15 protein-coding genes, 1 other RNA gene and 1 other annotated feature are annotated in these 19,188 nt (G+C 41.5%); of the genes, 13 read left to right on the forward strand and 3 right to left on the reverse strand.

The window, feature by feature from the left end; all coding sequences use genetic code 11:
• The first annotated feature begins 91 nt into the window (after window positions 1–91).
• From IQ19_RS22515 to dtd, 6 genes are all read left to right on the forward strand, one after another.
• Complete coding sequence (locus IQ19_RS22515; RefSeq protein WP_144545311.1) at window positions 92–988, forward strand: cation diffusion facilitator family transporter; 897 nt, start codon at window positions 92–94, stop codon at window positions 986–988.
• Between the two features lie 31 nt (window positions 989–1,019).
• Window positions 1,020–1,319, forward strand: a complete 300-nt coding sequence (locus IQ19_RS22520) for a LapA family protein (RefSeq protein ID WP_199749529.1) — start codon at window positions 1,020–1,022, stop codon at window positions 1,317–1,319.
• A gap of 455 nt (window positions 1,320–1,774) precedes the next feature.
• On the forward strand, window positions 1,775–4,144 hold the full coding sequence (gene recJ, locus IQ19_RS22525) for a single-stranded-DNA-specific exonuclease RecJ (RefSeq protein ID WP_144545313.1): 2,370 nt from the start codon (window positions 1,775–1,777) through the stop codon (window positions 4,142–4,144).
• Window positions 4,135–4,647: an adenine phosphoribosyltransferase gene (locus IQ19_RS22530; RefSeq protein WP_144545315.1), complete on the forward strand. Its 513-nt coding sequence runs from the start codon at window positions 4,135–4,137 to the stop codon at window positions 4,645–4,647. The genes recJ and IQ19_RS22530 overlap by 10 nt, the downstream gene beginning before the upstream one ends.
• Window positions 4,648–4,968: 321 nt before the next feature.
• Window positions 4,969–7,164 (forward strand): RelA/SpoT family protein, encoded by a 2,196-nt coding sequence (locus tag IQ19_RS22535; protein ID WP_144545317.1) that lies wholly within the window; start codon window positions 4,969–4,971, stop codon window positions 7,162–7,164.
• Window positions 7,165–7,178: 14 nt separating this feature from the next.
• Window positions 7,179–7,619 (forward strand): D-aminoacyl-tRNA deacylase, encoded by a 441-nt coding sequence (gene dtd / locus IQ19_RS22540; RefSeq protein WP_144545319.1) that lies wholly within the window; start codon window positions 7,179–7,181, stop codon window positions 7,617–7,619.
• A 205-nt stretch (window positions 7,620–7,824) separates the two neighbouring features.
• Here the strand turns inward: dtd and IQ19_RS22545 are convergent, their stop codons facing one another.
• Window positions 7,825–9,576 carry an N-acetylmuramoyl-L-alanine amidase family protein gene (locus IQ19_RS22545; RefSeq protein WP_144545321.1) on the reverse strand — a complete coding sequence of 584 codons (1,752 nt, stop codon included), beginning with the start codon at window positions 9,574–9,576 and terminating at the stop codon, window positions 7,825–7,827.
• A 283-nt stretch (window positions 9,577–9,859) separates the two neighbouring features.
• On the opposite strand from IQ19_RS22545, the gene IQ19_RS28185 reads away from it, so the two are divergent.
• From IQ19_RS28185 to ssrS, 4 genes are all read left to right on the forward strand, one after another.
• On the forward strand, window positions 9,860–10,036 hold the full coding sequence (locus IQ19_RS28185) for a hypothetical protein (RefSeq protein WP_199749530.1): 177 nt from the start codon (window positions 9,860–9,862) through the stop codon (window positions 10,034–10,036).
• A 185-nt stretch (window positions 10,037–10,221) separates the two neighbouring features.
• Window positions 10,222–10,462: a binding site (T-box leader), on the forward strand.
• Between the two features lie 151 nt (window positions 10,463–10,613).
• Complete coding sequence (hisS, locus tag IQ19_RS22550; protein WP_144545323.1) at window positions 10,614–11,888, forward strand: histidine--tRNA ligase; 1,275 nt, start codon at window positions 10,614–10,616, stop codon at window positions 11,886–11,888.
• A gap of 37 nt (window positions 11,889–11,925) precedes the next feature.
• Window positions 11,926–13,701 (forward strand): aspartate--tRNA ligase, encoded by a 1,776-nt coding sequence (gene aspS / locus IQ19_RS22555; protein ID WP_144545325.1) that lies wholly within the window; start codon window positions 11,926–11,928, stop codon window positions 13,699–13,701.
• 191 nt (window positions 13,702–13,892) lie between these two features.
• A non-coding RNA gene (ssrS, locus tag IQ19_RS22560) (6S RNA) lies at window positions 13,893–14,080 on the forward strand.
• A gap of 88 nt (window positions 14,081–14,168) precedes the next feature.
• On the opposite strand, the gene IQ19_RS22565 is transcribed toward ssrS, so the two are convergent.
• The gene (locus IQ19_RS22565; RefSeq protein WP_144545327.1) at window positions 14,169–15,128 is read right to left on the reverse strand and encodes an NAD(P)H-dependent flavin oxidoreductase; all 960 of its coding nucleotides are present in this window, start codon (window positions 15,126–15,128) and stop codon (window positions 14,169–14,171) included.
• 238 nt (window positions 15,129–15,366) lie between these two features.
• On the opposite strand from IQ19_RS22565, the gene IQ19_RS22570 reads away from it, so the two are divergent.
• Window positions 15,367–16,128, forward strand: coding sequence for a tRNA threonylcarbamoyladenosine dehydratase (locus IQ19_RS22570; protein ID WP_144545329.1), 762 nt, complete (start codon window positions 15,367–15,369; stop codon window positions 16,126–16,128).
• A 455-nt stretch (window positions 16,129–16,583) separates the two neighbouring features.
• On the opposite strand, the gene IQ19_RS22575 is transcribed toward IQ19_RS22570, so the two are convergent.
• Entirely contained in the window at window positions 16,584–17,105 is a 522-nt protein-coding gene (locus IQ19_RS22575) for a hypothetical protein (RefSeq protein ID WP_144545331.1), read from the reverse strand.
• Between the two features lie 180 nt (window positions 17,106–17,285).
• Here IQ19_RS22575 and IQ19_RS22580 point away from each other — a divergent pair, with 180 nt between their 5' ends.
• Together IQ19_RS22580 and IQ19_RS22585 are read left to right on the forward strand one after the other, a co-directional pair.
• Window positions 17,286–18,212 (forward strand): ABC transporter ATP-binding protein, encoded by a 927-nt coding sequence (locus IQ19_RS22580; RefSeq protein ID WP_144545332.1) that lies wholly within the window; start codon window positions 17,286–17,288, stop codon window positions 18,210–18,212.
• Window positions 18,205–19,164, forward strand: coding sequence for an ABC transporter permease (locus IQ19_RS22585; RefSeq protein WP_144545334.1), 960 nt, complete (start codon window positions 18,205–18,207; stop codon window positions 19,162–19,164). The genes IQ19_RS22580 and IQ19_RS22585 overlap by 8 nt, the downstream gene beginning before the upstream one ends.
• The last annotated feature ends 24 nt before the right edge of the window (window positions 19,165–19,188 follow it).

Genomic DNA, 19,188 nt, shown 5'->3' on the forward strand with positions numbered 1-19,188 from the left:
CATTTTAACGCTTCTATTTAGCAAAAAAGGTTAATGATTCCGTGAAATAGGATAAACTAACAACAAGTCCAGGGAGGAAGGAAGTTTAACGTTGGAAAAAAATGATCGTTTTAAAAAAGCTGAATTTGCTGCGATGATTGGCATCGTCGGCAATATAGCACTTGCTGCTCTCAAATGGGGAATTGGCGTTTATTCCGGGAGTAAGGCATTGGTAGCGGATGCCGTACATTCTGCCTCGGATGTCGCAGGTTCCTTTGCTGTTTATTTGGGATTGAGGGCCGCAAAGCAGCCGCCTGATGAGGACCATCCATATGGGCATGGAAAGGCTGAAATGATCGCAGCCATAATAGTTGCCGTTTTATTATTCCTGGTTGGGATAGAAATAGGCAGATCATCATTTGAAGCATTTTTTTCACCGATTGAACCTCCTAAGAGCATTGCCATTGTTGCGGTTATAATTTCTATAATTATAAAGGAAGCGATGTTTCGGTATAAGTTCAATTTGGGAAAGAAACTTAATAGTGATGCATTAATTGTTAATGCTTATGAACATCGGTCAGATGTGTACTCTTCTATCGCCGCTTTAATAGGGATTGGGAGTGCTGTGCTCGGCGGAAAAACGGGAATCGAGTGGCTTGAATATGCCGACCCTGTTGCAGGGCTGCTTGTATCGCTTATGGTCATTAAAATGGCATGGCATCTTGGGAAAGAATCGATTCATAGTACTCTTGATCACGTCCTCCATGAGGAAGATACAATGGAGATGCGCAAAACTGCAGAAACTGTAAACCATGTAAAAAGAATTGACGAATTGCATGCAAGAGAACACGGCCACTATGTGATTGTTGATATCAAAGTGTCTGTTGACCCTAATATGACCGTGGAGGATGGGCACCGGGTTGGCAAAGAGGTTAAACGCAAATTGCTTGAGCTGGAAAGTGTGCAAAATGTCTTTGTCCATATTAACCCGTATAGTGAAGAAAGGTAACCCAGAGACATACGTAAGGGGAGAGAGGATTATGAAATTTCAATGGGCTTTACTATTTGGTTTTTTATTTGCCTTAATAGTAGCAGTATTTGCAGTCATCAATGTCGATGATGTAACGGTAAATTATTTATTTGGGGAAAGCAAATGGCCATTAATTCTGGTGATCCTAAGTTCAGTATTGATGGGCGGACTCATTGTTGGCTCAGTCGGCATTGTTCGCATGTACTCCTTGCAAAGGCAAGTGAAATTGCTTAAAAAAGAAAATGACAAACTAAAAGCGGAACAGGACAAGCCGGAAGATAGCGGCAAAGAAGTATTGGAAAAAGATTGAACAGGGATATTCATTAGTTGAGGGTAGGGCTTGGGCTATTGGTTCAAGCCCTTTTTAGAATTTTGTCGGCCAATAAATTAGGGAAGCTCACGATGATATATAACCAAAGATGATGAAATATTATGGAAGTTGTTAATATATATCCCAAAGTTGATGATATTCAATAATAAAACGTGTTAATTTTAGTGAGTTAATGCTTTTTTTGCAATTCTATTAAAGCATTTCATGTTAAGGGATGATTTTTACGTTTTTTAAGTAAAATATACTTTTTTTATAGTATTACAGAGGACTAGCCTGCAGTTCCTGAAGAAATAGTGCAGATGAGCCGCAATAGGCCCAATCCACACATTCCCCTCACGCTTTTCTTTTTCCAAAAATGTATGGAATATCCCGATTTTCTATTATTGAAACGCCAGTCCCCCTCTTGTATAATTAATAAGCTGAGGGGTGAACGTATGTTACATTCAAGAACGCGATGGATTGTTCGGCAAACACAGGAAGACAAAGTACAGCAGCTTGCAAAAGAATTGAATATTGCTCCTCTTGTTGCGTCGTTATTAATAAATCGCGGAATGGATACCGTTGAATCAGCACGGTATTTTTTATTGGATAAAGACCAGGAATTTCATGATCCTTTTTTAATGACAGATATGAATATAGCTGTCTCCCGAATAAAAGAAGCTATTGAAAAACAGGAGCCAATTTTAATATTTGGTGATTATGATGCGGACGGCGTCACAAGTACCTCTGTCATGATGATGGCACTAAGGGACCTGGGGGCCAATGTCCAATTCTACATACCGAATCGTTTTACCGAAGGCTATGGGCCTAATATACCTGCCTTTACACATGCCGCTGAGACAGGCATTGGTTTAATTATAACGGTAGATACAGGCATATCAGCAGTTAATGAAGCGAGAGCTGCAAAAGAGCTGGGAATGGACCTGATCATAACGGACCATCATGAGCCCGGGCCAGTGCTTCCTGAAGCATTGGCGATTATCCATCCGAAGCATCCTGAGAGCAAGTACCCTTTTCGGGAATTGGCAGGTGTTGGGGTAGCATTTAAGCTTGCTCATGCGTTATATGGTGAAATGCCAGCCCACCTTTTAGAAATTGCTTCCATAGGCACAATTGCTGATCTCGTTTCACTTAAAGGAGAAAACAGGCTGATTGCAAAGCGTGGGATCCGAAAGCTTAAGTCGACTAAAAATATTGGCTTAACTGCCTTATTTAAAGTAGCAGGGGTTGAGCTTCCTGCCATTACGGAAGAAACCATCGGCTTCTCGATTGCGCCGCGCCTGAACGCAGTCGGCAGGCTGGAAAGCGCAGATCCTGCAGTCGACTTGTTATTGACTGATGATCCTTATGAAGCTCAAACAATTGCCGAGGAAATTGAACAGTTAAATAAAGAAAGACAAGCTATTGTCAATGATATCGCAGAACAAGCTATTAATGAAGTTGAAACCAAATTTCCAATCAGCGAAAATTCTGTGATTGTTGTGGGCAAGGAAGGATGGAATGCTGGAGTTATCGGGATTGTAGCCTCCAAGCTTGTAGAAAAGTTCTATCGGCCTGCAATCGTCCTTAGCTTTGATTCTGAAAAAGGGCAGGCAAAGGGATCTGCCAGAAGCATAGAAGGTTTTGATTTATTTAAAAATCTATCTGAATGCCGGGATATTCTTCCCCATTTTGGAGGGCATCCAATGGCTGCCGGGATGACGCTGGAACTTAACTCAGTTAATGAGCTTCGCAGCAGGCTGAATATACTTGCAAATGACCAGCTTACAGAAGAAGACTTTATCCCGGTAACAACGCTGGATGGGGTCATTGATCTCAAAGATATCAGTCTGTCCTCAATTGAAGAAATGCAATTGCTTTCTCCATATGGGATGGGAAACCCCAAACCGAAAATTATGATTAAAGATGCAAATATTGCTGGCATGAGAAAAATCGGTTCCGAACAGAATCATATTAAAGTAACAATTGAAAACGAAGGCTCTTCCCTTGATGGGATTGGATTTGGACTCGGGCATTTATATGAACACATTTCACCTTATTCCAAGCTATCTGTTATTGGTGAGTTATCGATTAATGAATGGAATAATAACAAAAAGCCGCAAATCTTTTTGCAGGATATGGCAGTACACTCTTGGCAGCTGTTCGACATACGCAGTGTAAAGCGGCTTGAAAGGCTACAAAGCGTCATTCCTGAGCAAAACACAATATGGATATTCTTTAACGATGAGAACATTCCCAAATTTAGGACATATGCCGGCCGAAAAATGGTCAAAATAAATTCTATAGAAGAAGCTGCATCTATAGAGCTGGATCATGCAAATATTGTTTTGGCAGACTTGCCTCCTTCAAAAGAAATGTTGTCCAATTTATTCTCGGGTAAAAATCCTGCTAGAATTTATGCGCATTTTTATAAAGAAGATAGTGATTATTTCAGTACGATGCCGACCAGGGACCATTTTAAATGGTATTTTGCGCTGCTTGCTAAAAAAGGTCCCATTGATGTAAAGCGGTATGGCAATGATATTGCCAAGCATAAGGGATGGAGCAGAGAAACGGTAGATTTTATGTCACAAGTGTTTTTTGAATTGGATTTTGTTAAAATTAACAATGGTGTTATTTCCTTAACTGATACATCAAATAAACGTGATTTGGCTGATTCACGAACTTATCAGCAAAAACAGGCACAATATACTCTTGAGAGCGATTTGCTCTATTCATCCTTTCAGCAGCTCAAAGACTGGTTTGATGAAATTATGCAAGAGGCTGTTAAATTTGAGGAGGCAAAGGAAGAAAAATGGACTTAAAACAGTATGTAACAATTGTTGAGGACTGGCCAAAGCCGGGAATAAAGTTTAAAGATATTACAACATTAATGGATAATGGCGATGCTTATAAATATGCGACTGATCAGATTGTTGAATATGCACGTGAAAAACAAATCGACCTGGTTGTCGGACCAGAAGCGCGCGGTTTCATAATTGGCTGTCCGGTAGCCTATTCTTTAGGAGTAGGATTTGCGCCTGTGCGCAAGGAAGGGAAGCTTCCGCGCGAAACAATCAAGGTAAACTATGGCCTTGAATACGGCAAAGATGTGTTAACTATTCATAAAGATGCAATCAAACCTGGACAAAGAGTTTTGATCACTGATGACCTGCTGGCAACTGGCGGAACGATTGATGCAACAATTAAGCTTGTCGAAGACCTTGGCGGAGTGGTAGCAGGGATTGCATTCCTAATCGAATTAACTTACTTAGATGGCCGTAAAAAACTGGATAAATACGATATCCTGACATTAATGCAATATTAAAACCTGCAATTATACTTTAGGAGAGCGCCGGACGAAACGGGCGCTCTTTTTTATTTAATTTTTGGGTGTCCGGTAAATTCCCAATATAAAGGGCTTCCATTGCCAATAATGGAAAAATAAAAAGAATTTCCAGCAAAATGCGACAAAATTTTTGTTATTCCCATAAAAATAACAGTCTATCCCTTTACATCTTCACTTTTTTTTTCGATAATAGTAGCAATCATTAATTTTTTATTAATTATAAAATTTGTTTACTAGAATTTTTTAAAGAGAACAAGCATTATGCATTTGCATAAAATTTAGTGAGATAAAGGTGATTCCATGGCGAACGATCAAGTTCTGACCGCCGAGCAAGTCATCGACAGGGCAAAAGAATACTTAAACGATGAGCATGCAGAGCTTGTAAAAAAAGCATACGAGTTTGCCAAGCATGCCCACCGTGAACAATATAGGAAATCCGGTGAGCCTTATATTATCCATCCCATTCAAGTGGCCGGGATTCTGGCAGATTTGGAGATGGATCCATCTACGGTCGCAGCCGGTTTTCTTCACGATGTGGTTGAAGATACCGAAGTCTCATTAGAGGATATTAAGGAAGCCTTCAATGCCGAAGTGGCAATGCTTGTCGATGGAGTAACAAAGCTAGGAAAAATTAAATATAAATCCCAGGAAGAGCAGCAGGCTGAAAACCATCGGAAAATGTTTGTAGCGATGGCGCAGGATATTCGTGTTATTTTGATTAAGCTCGCAGACCGCCTTCATAATATGAGGACTCTTAAACATTTGCCGGCTGAAAAGCAGCGCCGCATTTCCAATGAGACGCTTGAGATATTCGCTCCCCTGGCCCACAGGCTGGGAATTTCAAAAATTAAATGGGAGCTGGAAGATACAGCTCTTAGATATTTAAATCCGCAGCAATACTATCGGATCGTTAATCTGATGAAGAAGAAAAGAGCGGAACGTGAAGAATATTTGGATGATGTTATTAATGTCATGCGGGGCAGGATGGCTGAAGTTTCTATTAAAGCCGAAATATCAGGCCGCCCTAAACATATTTATAGCATCTACCGTAAAATGGCCCTTCAAAACAAGCAATTCAATGAGATTTATGATTTGCTGGCAGTCCGTATTGTTGTGAACAGTATAAAAGACTGTTATGCTGTGCTTGGCATTATCCATACATGCTGGAAGCCTATGCCTGGCCGTTTTAAAGATTATATTGCCATGCCTAAGCAGAACATGTATCAATCTCTTCATACTACGGTTATTGGCCCGAAAGGCGATCCCCTTGAAGTTCAAATCCGTACTTTTGATATGCACAGAATTGCAGAATTTGGTATTGCTGCTCATTGGGCTTATAAAGAAGGCAAAAGAGTGAATGAAGGATCTTCCTTTGAAGAAAAGCTGACCTGGTTCCGCGAAATACTGGAATTCCAGGATGACGCAGTAAATGCTGAAGAGTTTATGGAATCACTGAAGATTGATTTATTTTCGGATATGGTCTTTGTATTTACTCCAAAAGGGGATGTCATTGAGCTTCCATCTGGCTCAGTGCCGATCGATTTTGCTTATCGAATCCACTCTGAGATAGGAAATAAGACGATTGGCGCTAAAGTGAATGGCAAGATGGTCACTCTTGATTATAAGCTGAAAACGGGCGATATCATTGAAATATTGACATCGAAGCATTCTTACGGACCTAGTCAGGATTGGCTTAAGCTTGCACAGACAACCCAGGCTAAAAACAGAATCAGGACCTTCTTTAAAAAGCAAAGAAAAGAAGAAAATGTAGAAAAAGGGAAAGAGCTTGTTGAAAAAGAAATCCGAAATATGGATTTTGATTTGAAGGAGATTTTAACTCCTGATAATGTTAAAAAGATTGCTGAAAAGTTCAATTTTGCCAGTGAGGAAGATATGTACGCTGCTGTTGGCTATAACGGGGTAACAGCTCTGCAGGTTGCAAATAGGCTTACCGAGAAATGGCGCAAAAAACGCGATCTTGAACAAACCGCTGATATTACAAATGCTGTTTCCGAGCTGAAGACGTTCCCATCTGCAAAAAAACGCGAATCCGGTGTCAGGGTTTCAGGCATTGATAACCTGCTGATTCGTCTTTCCCGATGCTGCAATCCGGTTCCGGGAGATGAAATTGTCGGATTTATTACAAAAGGCAGAGGGGTGTCTGTCCACCGTGCTGATTGCCCAAATATCGATACAGATGATGCGAAACAAAGGCTAATACCGGTAGAGTGGGAAACTGCATTAAATGACCGGAAAGAATATAATGTTGAAATTGAAATTACCGGATATGACCGCCGGGGATTATTAAATGAAGTATTGCAGGCAGTAAATGAGACGAAAACCAATATATCTGCCGTATCTGGACGTTCTGACCGCAATAAAGCGGCGACAATCAATATGTCTATCGCGATCCACAATGTTAGCCACCTGCAAAAGGTTGTTGATCGGATTAAACAAATCCCTGACATATATGCCGTTAGAAGAATAATGAACTAGAGGGAGCAGATAGCATGCGTGTTGTAGTGCAGCGAAGCAAAAAAGCCAGCGTAACAGTTGGCGGCAAAACCGTTGGGAGCATCGAAAAAGGGTTTGTTTTGCTCGTTGGAGTCACCCATGAAGATAGCGAAGAAGATGCTGCTTTTTTAGCTGATAAAATTGCCAATCTCCGTGTCTTTGAAGATGAAAATGGGAAAATGAACTTATCCCTTCTGGATCAGGAGGGTGAAATCCTTTCAGTCTCCCAATTCACACTATATGGTGATTGCCGGAAAGGCCGCCGCCCGAATTTTATGGAAGCGGCAAAGCCCGACCATGCTATAAAAATTTATGAAGCACTTAACAGGTTCTTAGAAGAAAAAGGACTGAGGGTAGAAACCGGAGAATTCGGCGCCATGATGGATGTTAAGCTGACCAACGACGGCCCTGTTACTTTGATTCTTGAAAGCAAATAAGCTGAAACTTTAAAATCATTGCGCCTTTTGAACTGATTGCCAGTTGAACCGATCGTGCCATATGGGCAGTGCTCCCTACTTGAATTTGGATTGCTCTAAGTTTTGTATGGAGGCATACTGCCTGTTAGTTTAATCCAGCAGCTCTTTCATAGAATTGTTTTTTCTCTAACAAAAGCCCCGGCCAATTTGGCTGGGGCTTTTTGTTCTAGTTTTTAAAATAACGTGCAAGTCCCTGATAAATTCCTGCAGCAACAGATTGCTGATAGTGGGCTGACGTGATAAGGATTTCTTCAGCAGGGTTACTCAAGTAACCAAGCTCCAGAAGCACAGCATTACGTTTATTTTCTCTTATCACGTGATAGTCTCCCAACCGGTAACCACGATCCCTTAAGTTTGTCAAGGAGGTTACATTGGAGTGGATATTCGCTGCCAGATTCTTTTGAAAGGAATGATAATAATAGGTTGTCATTCCCCTTACAGTACGATCCGCAATACTATCATAATGGATGCTAATGAAAGCATCGGCATTATGGTAGTGGGAGACACCTACTCTAGAGGGAAGAGGAAGATAAGAATCACTGTTTCTGGTAAGAATGACATTCGCTCCTGCAGCCCTTAATTTATCGTAGAGCAATTGTGCCGTTCTTAGCGTAAGGGTCTTTTCCAGTGTTCCTCTAGCCCCTGTAGTCCCGTTATCTCTGCCGCCATGGCCAGGATCCAGGACGATGGTTTTATTTTTTAAATGTATTTCTGCACCCGGCTTTTCCACTTTAGGGGCTGAACCGTTCACAGATACAATCCATCCGGCCACATAACCGGTTTCACCGTTTGGCAAACGTAGTTCGTACCAATCATTTTGCAGGCTGATAATATCGAAGCTGTCTCCTTTATTTGCCCTGTGGATGACAGAAGATTGGGTGCTGGCGCTTTTTCTGATGTTTGATCCATTATGTAAAATAACTGCAGTACTTCCATTTACAGGATGCTGGGAAGAACCAGATTTTTTCGCTGCTGTCTTCTCAAGAAACCAACTTGCCACCCAGCCGTAAGATCCGGATTGATACTCTATTTTTGACCAATTGTTCATTTCCTCAAGAATGGTAAAGGATTGCCCTTTTGAAACAGAACCTATAGGTTTCCCATTTAATGAACCTTTATTTCTGACTGTCAAAGCTGTAGCGGTAACGGTGCCTGTTTGTCCACTATTAGGCTGTTTCGTATTGCTTCCCCCTGATTGAGGGCTTTGCAACTTAATATATTGGCTGCTGATCCAGCCGGTATCTCCTGAAAATGAAATCTCTGTCCAGCTGCCATTTTGTGAAGTAACTGCTACGATGTCTCCAGTATTAAGCTTACCGATTACAGCGCCCTGAAGCGAAGGTTTGCTTCTGATATTCAGCGAGTTTGCTGTAATCCTCCCGGTTTTGCTGGTGCTGACATTTGAAGTATTTTTCTTTTTGCTGCTGACCTGGACGTATTCACTGGAAACCCAACCATCACCATAGGGTGTTTGGAGCTTAACCCAGCTACCTTCACTATCTTGTATATTATAGGAAGATCCCTTATGGACTGTTCCCAGAACAGCATAGCCGGTACCAGGGCCTTTTCGCACCCTTAGGCCATCTGTTGCGACTATTGCTTGTGAACTATTTGCGGTCTCTGCTAAAGTTCCCTGGCCGGAAGTATTTAAGGAAACGAGCCAGCTGGCTACCCAGCCTTTTTTTCCTTTAAAATCGATTTCAATCCACTCTCCTTTTTGGGAAAGTATGTTAAATCGGTCGTCTTTTTGGGCCTGTCCTAAAATAGGGTAACTTAAGCCAGGGCCTTGACGAACATTTAGATTATGAGTGCTGATCGTTACGGCTGTTCCCTCAGCCTTTGCCGGTTCCTCCAGCTGTATTAATCCGGCCATAAGGATAAAGCAAAACGCCAGAATGATTGATCTCCTTTTCTGCAATACATTTCCTCCTTTCGCGGTAAATTCAGTTACTATCAAAAACTTTTTTACTTTTCCTTATATAAAAGAAAAACAAACAAGCCCCTGATAGTCAAGATAACTTTGGTACTAATCATGTTTTTTCCTGCTCCTAAAATTACTTCTGCTTCGAGTACAAATTCCCCTTTTTTATCGGTTTTTAAGTCGGCAATTTTAGCAGAAGATTAAATTTTTGCCGGATTATGAAACATTTCTTTTATAAATGGAAAGAATAAAGCAGACTACATAACAAAGGGTGAATGCTATGAGATTTGGAGATAAAGGAATGTCGGCTCAATCAGGGGAAAATCAGCTTTTTGGACTTGATTTCCATGATTTTATCCAGAAAGAGCAAAGCTCGAATATGATTGAGCTTGCCTCTGAGTTTGGGTTAACGCTAAAGGATGTCCGCAAGCTGAAAAAGAAGCTGGAGCGCTCTTAATATAATTCGGTCTTGACATTGATGAAGATGCTCCGTATTATAATATAAATAAAATGACATATAACAATTAAATGTCTAGCTGCAGCGCCTAGGAGCTCGAGGTCATAAGTCAACCCAGCAAGAAGGTAAAGTACAACCTTCCCGCCGGCTTGTTGCCGCCCCTGATCAAGGCGCTTCCGCTTTTCGATAAACCATTGATGGAGAAGAGTAGTTAAACCCCACATGAAAAGAGAGAAGATGCCGCTGGCTGAAAGCATTTTCACATGATGATTTAACGAAAGAACACTTCGTAGGTTTCTCTCTGAAACAGGCATTGCCTCTAGTAGGAGCTGAACGTTAACAGGCGTTAACTGTAAAAGAGGAAGTCCTTTTAATAGGGCTTCAACTAGGGTGGCACCACGGGAATTCCAAACTCTCGTCCCTTGTATTTATATACAAGGAGGCGGGAGTTTTTTTATTTTTAAGGATGTTCAAAAAGTCTTGGGAAAATAGCAGTCAGGTTCTATTTTGTTCCTTTTTTGAACGCATTCTTTAAATACATAAATTTTTATCATTTTTGCATTAGGAGGAAATTTTCATGTCAATCCGAATACCGAGAGGAACTCAGGATATTCTTCCAGGAGAAGTAGAAAAATGGCAGCTGATTGAAGATAAAGCCAGAGAGCTTTGTGAAAGGTTTCAATACCGTGAAATCAGGACGCCAATTTTTGAACATACAGAATTATTTTTGCGCAGTGTGGGTGATACAACCGATATCGTCCAGAAAGAAATGTATACCTTTGAAGATCGCGGAGGGCGCAGCCTCACACTTCGGCCTGAGGGAACAGCCTCAACTGTCAGATCGTTTGTGGAACATAAGATGTATGGTGATGCGAACCAGCCTGTAAAGCTTTATTATATGGGACCGATGTTCCGCTATGAACGGCCGCAGGCAGGGCGTTTCCGCCAGTTTGTACAATTCGGTGTAGAAGCTATTGGGAGCGCGGATCCTGCAATTGATGCAGAGGTCATTGCACTTGCCATGTCACTATATCAGAGCATGGGCTTAAAGAAGCTGAAATTGATCGTAAATAGCCTTGGCGATAAAGAAAGCAGGACTGCACACAGGGAAGCATTAATAAATCATTTTCAGCCTCGAATCGGAGAGTTTTGCTCCGATTGCCAGAATCGCCTTGAGAAAAACCCAATGCGTATCCTGGACTGCAAACAGGACCGTGATCATGAACTGATGACATCAGCGCCATCAATCATTGATTATTTAAACGATGATTCCAAGGTTTATTTTGAAAGGGTCCAAAAATATTTGCAAAACCTCGGCATTGACTTCACTGTCGACCCTAATCTCGTTCGAGGACTTGATTATTATAATCATACTGCATTTGAAATCATGAGCGATTCAGAAGGCTTTGGGGCAATCACGACTCTTTGCGGCGGCGGACGTTACAATGGCCTTACAGAGGAAATCGGGGGTCCGGAAGCGCCAGGAATTGGGTTTGCCTTGAGTATTGAGCGGTTTATTGCAGCACTTGAAGCCGAGAAGGTAGAGCTTCCGCTAAATAAGGGGGTTGATTGCTACCTTGTATCTTTGGGCGAAGAAGCAAAGGATTATACAGTTGGCCTTCTGCAAAAGCTCCGGATAGCGGGATTCTCTGCTGAAAGAGATTATCTGGACCGGAAAATAAAGGCTCAGTTTAAAGCGGCAGATCGTGCCAATGCGAAGTTTGTTGCGGTTTTGGGCGAGGATGAGCTAAAAGCTAATAAAATCAATGTAAAATCAATGGAATCAGGTGAACAAACAGAGGTTGAACTTGATTTATTTATAGAGAAATTTACAGAGCTTTATAAATCATAAAATTCAGCGTCTTAAGAACAGTATGGGAGGAATAAGAATGTTTGGGCGAACGTATTATTGCGGGGAAGTAACAGAAGAGGCAATTGGAGAAAAAGTTAGCTTAAAAGGATGGGTACAAAAACGCCGCGATTTGGGCGGACTAATTTTTATCGATCTTCGCGACCGTACAGGGATCGTTCAGGTTGTGTTTAATCCAGAGGTTTCCCCTGAGGCACTTGCAGCAGCAGAAAAAGTAAGAAATGAATTTGTACTTGATATTGAGGGAAAAGTTATTGCACGTGAAGAAGGCACTGTCAATGAGAACCTTAAAACAGGCCGCATTGAAATCCAAGCTGAGAAAATCTCGATTATTAATGAAGCAAAAACACCTCCTTTCATGATTGATAATAAAGCAGATGTTTCGGAAGACGTCCGGCTTAAATACCGTTACTTGGATTTAAGAAGGCCAGTAATGTTTGATACCTTTAAGATGCGTCATCAGGTAACAAAAGCAATAAGGGATTTCCTGGATAGCCAAGACTTCCTTGATGTCGAAACACCTATCTTAACAAAAAGCACACCGGAAGGCGCACGTGATTATTTAGTTCCAAGCCGGGTGCATCCGGGTGAATTTTATGCATTGCCACAATCTCCGCAAATCTTTAAGCAGCTTTTAATGGTTGGAGGTTTTGAACGTTACTATCAAATTGCACGATGTTTTCGGGATGAAGATTTGCGCGCAGACCGCCAGCCTGAATTTACTCAGGTCGACATCGAAATGAGCTTTATGACCCAGGATGAAATCATAGGCTTAATGGAAAACATGATGAAAAAGATCATGAAAGAAGTAAAAGGCATGGATGTTCAATTACCATTCCCTCGTATGTCCTATCAAGATGCGATGGACCGCTTTGGTTCCGACAAGCCGGATACCCGCTTTGGAATGGAATTGACCGACCTATCAGAAATCGTAAAAGAGTCCAGCTTTAAAGTATTTGCAGGAGCAGTATCTTCAGGTGGACAAGTAAAAGCGATTAATGTAAAAAATGCTGCAGGCAAGTATTCACGTAAAGATATCGATGCTTTGACAGAATTTGTTGCCGTTTATGGAGCAAAAGGGCTTGCCTGGCTAAAAGCAGAAGAAGACGGATTAAAAGGACCGATTGCAAAATTCGTGACTGAGGAAGAACAAAAGGCGTTTTACGCTGCTTTATCTGTAGAACCTGGTGACCTTTTGTTATTTGTGGCAGATAAGATAAATGTGGTGGCAGACGCACTTGGCGCTTTAAGGTTAAAGCTTGGAAAAGAGCTTGATCTTATTGACCAAAGCAAGTTTAACTTCCTTTGGGTTACCGACTGGCCGCTCCTTGAGTACGATGAGGACGAAGGGCGCTATTATGCAGCCCACCATCCGTTTACTATGCCTGCTAGAGAGGATTTGGAGCTGCTTGATAAAGATCCTTCCCAGGTCCGTGCTCAGGCATATGACCTTGTATTAAATGGATACGAGCTAGGCGGAGGTTCTTTGCGTATTTTTGAAAGAGAAGTACAAGAGAAAATGTTCAGCATTCTCGGGTTCTCTAAGGAAGAAGCAGTTGAACAATTTGGATTCCTGCTGGAAGCTTTTGAATACGGAACCCCTCCACATGGTGGAATTGCCCTTGGTTTGGACAGACTTGTTATGCTGCTGGCAGGCAGAACAAATCTTCGCGATACCATAGCCTTCCCGAAAACAGCTAGTGCAAGCTGTATCCTTACAGACGCGCCAGGTGAAGTAAGTGAAGCTCAGCTTAATGATCTGCATTTAGCACTTAATTTGAAAAAAAGTGAGTAATGTCCTACACAAAGCGGACAAGTAAATAAATAATAAACTTTCCAGAAAAATAAACTGGGAAAATGCTCCTGATTTTCGATTTGTTTTCCTCAGGTTAAGGAGAAAAATGGAGAAGGAGCGAATGCTTGCTCAGCTTTTCCAGCTTGAAAAAGCAGAGGCCATATGCTATGATCAATACAAATAATAAATAAAGAGTCCTGATGTGTTCGTTGTAAAACCTGAAATTTTGACCAACATTATTCCTTCGGGAGTCCGGAGTTTTCCAGCAGCGTAAATGCCTCATGGATGAGGACTTACAAACGCAGGAAACAGGACACCCACCTGCTGAGTGCGGGTTCAAAACGAGGGCATCAATAGCGACGGCACGATTGGGACTCTTTAGTACATACGACTTTAAAATCCATGCATCTACTGCATGGATTTTTTGTGTATTCTAAAAGCCTGCCGAATTGGCAGGCTTTTGATCTCTACGATTTTTCATTGCGAAACTCAGAGGCAATATTATTTATAATATCCTGTACTGGGAGAATTTCTTTAATTTCCGCAACGCGGGAGCCGGCAAAAACCAGGCCGTTTTCTACATCGCCGCCAACGGATTTTAGCAGTGAATCCAGTGTACAAAAACGGTATGAGCAGTTTTTTAAACAATCATGGCATTTGTGTATTTTCAGTTTATCTGTACCGGCGATAAGATTTGTAAACTTGTTTTTAATTGCTCTTCCCTGTAATCCCACCGTGGTCTTTACCAGTACAGTATCGCCTTCCTGAGCACTTACATATTTTTCTTTAAATGACAAGGGCGCATCGCATTCCTCACTTGCAACAAACCGCGTTCCCATTTGTACACCGGAGGCTCCCATATCCAGGGCTTTTGCAAGATCCTTTCCTGTTAAAATACCACCGGCTGCAATGACGGGTATATTTACTGCTTTAACAACCTCCGGCAGAATATCAAATAAAGGCTTGTCTGTTCCCAAATGTCCGCCTGCCTCGTGCCCTTCCACTACCACAGCTGAAGCACCAAGCCTTTCCGAAAGCCGTGCAAGCTTTGCAGAAGACACAATAGAAATGACCGGCACTCCATATTCCTTTCCCCATGTATACATGTCACGTGAGATACCTGCGCCCGAAATAATGAAATCAACTTTTTCTTCCAATGCGGCTTTCATTTTTTCTGCAAAATCATTCATGGCGAATAGCACATTTACACCGATATAGCCAGCCTCCGTTTTTAATTGGTTCCTGGCCTTTTTTATATGCATTCTTAATTCTTCTGTAGAAATGCCAGTACCGGAGATAATTCCAATTCCTCCTGCATTTGCAACTGCTGATGCAAGTCCGCTAAGAGAGATGCCTACCCCCATGCCTCCTTGAAGAATGGGAACCCTGGGCTTCATATGGCCGATTTGTAATTGTGGCAGATTCATTGTTCAACCTCTTTTCTAAATTTTATTAGTATGTCTGAGGGCATCTTAGCATTAAATTTTAAAAAAAGATGTGACTTTTATTACCTAGTCATATAACTTGATAACTAAATTTGGGGTATTTTAACATTATTAATCCTATAGAACTACTTGTTTTAATGTTGAAGTATGATATATTCATTATCGGGTAATAGATAATGAATGCTTTACTTTTTAATAACTTGTTATGGAGTTGATATAAATGCTTCACCAATTTTCAAGAAATGAATTGGCTATTGGCAAGGAAGGCCTTGAAATTATGAAAGACAGTACGGTTGCTGTCCTTGGAATCGGAGGGGTAGGTTCCTTTGCAGCTGAAGCACTGGCCCGTTCCGGGGTTGGCCGGCTTGTGCTTGTAGACAAAGATGATGTGGATATTACGAATGTAAACCGGCAGGTCATCGCCTTGTTATCAACCGTAGGAAAACCAAAAGTTGAATTGATGAAGGAAAGGATTATGGATATTAATCCTGACTGTGAAGTGATTGCTTTGAAAATGTTTTACACTGAGGAAACCTATGAACAATTCTTTAATTATGGCTTGGATTTTGTGGTAGACGCATCTGATACGATTTCTTATAAAATTCATTTAATTAAAGAATGTCTAAATAGGAGTATTCCAATGATTTCCAGCATGGGTGCTGCAAACAAAATGGATCCAACGAGGTTCCAGGTTGCAGATATATTTAAAACGCATACTGACCCAATTGCCAAGGTCATCCGCACACGCTTGCGAAAAGAAGGGATCCGCAAAGGAATCCCGGTTGTATTCTCAGATGAAAGCCCGATCGTCATCCGAGAAGATGTCCGTAAAACAGTCGGAAAAGATGATGCCGAAATCAGAAAAGCAAAAATGCCTCCATCTTCAAACGCATTTGTCCCATCTGTTGCTGGACTAATCATGGCGAGCTATGTAGTAAGACAGCTATTAAGCGATATTAAAATTTCACGTGTGAATGACTGAAAAAGACCGGCTGGGTAAGCCGGTCTTTTTGTTAAGGGCTAGACCTTTAGTATAGGATATAGACTGATAAACCAATAGGGCAAATGATAGAGCTGGACATAACCGAAGCAGCGTGGGCACGTAAACACTGTAAACTTGTGCATAAAAAGGAAAGACCCGCGCGTAAGCAGGAAGAGTCCGCGCCTAAATTGTTGTTCACCGCGTACAAATGAAGCCACCGCGCGTATAGGGCAGAAACAATCGCGCAAAAAGAGATTACCCGCGCGCAAAGAGGAAAAGTCCGCGCCAAAAAGGTTAATCACCGCGCACAAATGAAGCCACCGCGTAAAACGGAAAGTATCCGCGCCTAAAACTGTTGAACTCAGCCCGCAAATGAAGCAACCGGAATGAATCCAAAATCCCCACGCAAAAAGAAAACGGCGCTCGTAACATTACCCTAAAAATATCCAGCTCTTTTAATGAACAGCTCTTTTATCCTCAATACCCTCTTGTTTAAGCAGATGGTCGGCTTCTTTCAGGATACCGGTCATCTCTTCGTATTGCAGAAACTCTTTCTCAAATGCTTTTCTCTTATCCTCAAGGTTGATTTTTAACTGTTCATTCAACAACTTTAATTGGGTATGTTCTTCATTTAGAAGTTTATTTTGTTTAAGCAGCTCAGAATCGGGCTGTGTTTTTGCAAAATTCTTTAAGAAGCGAATGACTTGGTCCAAGCTTGAAAAGGGAGCAGTTTTGAAATCATTGCTTGACTGCTTGGCTGTATTGCCGCCTGACTCAGCTTCAGCTGCTGGTGAAGAACCTTCTCTCTTTAATACAGCGTTCCAGCGATATTGGCATGCCGAAACTGACCGTCCCAGTTCACTGCTTGCTTTTTTGAAAGCTGATGCTTTAGAATCGCCATTGGATGTATACTCAAGGACCGTTTCTTTTAAAAACTGATCCTCCTCCGGTTTCCATAAGTCTTTCCGTTCCTTCATTCCATTCACCACCTCGAAAATACGATTATAACTATAGGCTTATCGTCACCCTTATAAATGAAAATATTCCATTCTCAGAAGGTGAAAGGTAAAATAGCAAATAGAGTAAAATGGAGTGATTTTCCCTATATTAAAGTGATCTGGAAAGCCGAACTTTAAAAGAGTGAGAGGAGAATATAAATGGATACCCTCGTGGAAATACAGGATGTTACAAAGGTTATAAAAGGGAGGACGATAATTAATTCTGTCAGTTTTGAAGTGAAAAAAGGTGAGGTATTTGGGTTCCTGGGTCCCAACGGCGCCGGCAAAACTACAACCATTCGCATGATGGTTGGCTTGATTGGCATTACATCAGGTGATATTAAAATACTTGGAAGCAGCATCAAAACGGATTTTGAAAAAGCAATTTCCCATATAGGAGCGATTGTAGAGAATCCTGAAATGTATAAGTTTTTGTCGGGTTACCAGAATCTCGTCCATTATGCACGGATGTCAAGAGGGGTTACAAAAGAGAAGATAGAAGAGACCGTTGAGCTGGTTGGCCTGACTGATCGAATACATGATAAAGTTAGGACCTACTCTCTTGGTATGAGACAGAGGCTTGGATTGGCACAATGTTTATTGCATGATCCCAAAATTCTTATACTGGATGAACCTACAAATGGGCTGGATCCAGCCGGAATCCGAGAGATTCGGGATCACCTTAGGATGCTGGCAAGGGAACGCGATATGGCAGTCATCGTCTCAAGCCATTTATTATCCGAGATGGAAATGATGTGTGACCGGATCGGCATTATTCAAAATGGAAAGCTGATTGATGTTCAGCACATCTCTGATTTTGTACAGGGAGAAGAAAAGATTTATGAAATAGAAGTGGACCATCCTGAGAAAGCGAGCAGTTTATTAAAAGGCGCACAGCCTGACATCCCTATCCAGCTAACAGGAAATAGTGTGCTTCTACCGCTTGTCCGTGATGATATACCGAACCTGATTAAGAATTTTGTTCAAGCAGATATAAAAATATTTGCTGTCCGTGAAGTAACTAAAACACTTGAGGAACGCTTCCTGGAAGTAACGGAATACAAGGAGGATGCCGGCAATGCTTAGGTTAATACAAAATGAATGGATGAAAATCTTTAGGCGTCCAGGCACATATGTTATGTTAGGCTTGCTCTTAATCATGACGACTGTTGCCGGTGCATTTATCAAATATCAGGAAAGCGGTGGGACAGTCCCGGATAATTCCGAGTGGAAAAGAGGGCTGCAAACACAAAATGAAAGCTATCAAAAGCAGCTTGATGAAATGGGGGAAATGGCTCCCAGAGAAATGAAGGAACAATATCAAAGAGAAATAGCCATTAATGAATACAGAATAGAGAATGATATTTCCCCTAACCAGGATTACTCCATTTGGGGATTTGTGACAGATACCTCTCAGCTGATTGAATTTGCAGGTTTGTTTACAATCATTATCGCTGGCGGAATCGTGGCAAGTGAGTTTAACTGGGGTACCATCAAGCTTTTATTGATAAGGCCGATAAAAAGGGGAAAAATCCTGGCGTCAAAGTATATAACTGTTGTACTTTTCGGTTTGATGCTGCTGTTCATCCTCTTTGCGTATTCAGCTCTTCTTGGGGCTCTTCTTTTTGGAATGCCGGAAGAAGCAGCTCCTTATCTGAACTATTACAATGGTGCAGTTACAGAACAAAGCATGGCTATTCATTTGATTATTTACTACGGTCTGAAATCAATTACAATGCTTATGCTTGCAACCATGGCCTTTATGATTTCAGCAGTCTTCAGGAACAGCTCTCTTGCAATTGGGCTATCCTTATTTCTCATGTTTATGGGAGGCCAGGTCACAAGGCTGATTTCAATGAAATATGACTGGGCAAAGTATAGCCTATTTGCTAATACTGATCTCCTGCAATATTTTGAAGGAGTCCCTATGGTACAAGGCATGACACTTGGCTTCTCGATCATGATGATTTTCATTTATTTTCTGTTTTTCCAGGCGCTTGCTTTTTATGTGTTTAAAAAAAGGGATGTTGCTGCGTAAAAGAATGGGAATGCTGTATTAACG

Origin of the sequence: Cytobacillus oceanisediminis (assembly GCF_007830235.1) — a bacterium.
GTDB lineage: Bacteria > Bacillota > Bacilli > Bacillales > Cytobacillaceae > Cytobacillus > Cytobacillus oceanisediminis.

What these genes read in the sequence shown, in the direction of transcription:
- IQ19_RS22520 (WP_199749529.1), top strand. Translation starts at nt 1,020, where the DNA reads ATGAAATTTCAATGGGCTTTACTATTTGGTTTTTTATTTGCCTTAATA.
- recJ (WP_144545313.1), top strand. Translation starts at nt 1,775, where the DNA reads ATGTTACATTCAAGAACGCGATGGATTGTTCGGCAAACACAGGAAGAC.
- IQ19_RS22530 (WP_144545315.1), top strand. Translation starts at nt 4,135, where the DNA reads ATGGACTTAAAACAGTATGTAACAATTGTTGAGGACTGGCCAAAGCCG.
- IQ19_RS22535 (WP_144545317.1), top strand. Translation starts at nt 4,969, where the DNA reads ATGGCGAACGATCAAGTTCTGACCGCCGAGCAAGTCATCGACAGGGCA.
- dtd (WP_144545319.1), top strand. Translation starts at nt 7,179, where the DNA reads ATGCGTGTTGTAGTGCAGCGAAGCAAAAAAGCCAGCGTAACAGTTGGC.
- IQ19_RS28185 (WP_199749530.1), top strand. Translation starts at nt 9,860, where the DNA reads ATGAGATTTGGAGATAAAGGAATGTCGGCTCAATCAGGGGAAAATCAG.
- hisS (WP_144545323.1), top strand. Translation starts at nt 10,614, where the DNA reads ATGTCAATCCGAATACCGAGAGGAACTCAGGATATTCTTCCAGGAGAA.
- aspS (WP_144545325.1), top strand. Translation starts at nt 11,926, where the DNA reads ATGTTTGGGCGAACGTATTATTGCGGGGAAGTAACAGAAGAGGCAATT.
- IQ19_RS22565 (WP_144545327.1), bottom strand. Translation starts at nt 15,128, where the DNA reads ATGAATCTGCCACAATTACAAATCGGCCATATGAAGCCCAGGGTTCCC.
- IQ19_RS22570 (WP_144545329.1), top strand. Translation starts at nt 15,367, where the DNA reads ATGCTTCACCAATTTTCAAGAAATGAATTGGCTATTGGCAAGGAAGGC.
- IQ19_RS22575 (WP_144545331.1), bottom strand. Translation starts at nt 17,105, where the DNA reads ATGAAGGAACGGAAAGACTTATGGAAACCGGAGGAGGATCAGTTTTTA.
- IQ19_RS22580 (WP_144545332.1), top strand. Translation starts at nt 17,286, where the DNA reads ATGGATACCCTCGTGGAAATACAGGATGTTACAAAGGTTATAAAAGGG.
- IQ19_RS22585 (WP_144545334.1), top strand. Translation starts at nt 18,205, where the DNA reads ATGCTTAGGTTAATACAAAATGAATGGATGAAAATCTTTAGGCGTCCA.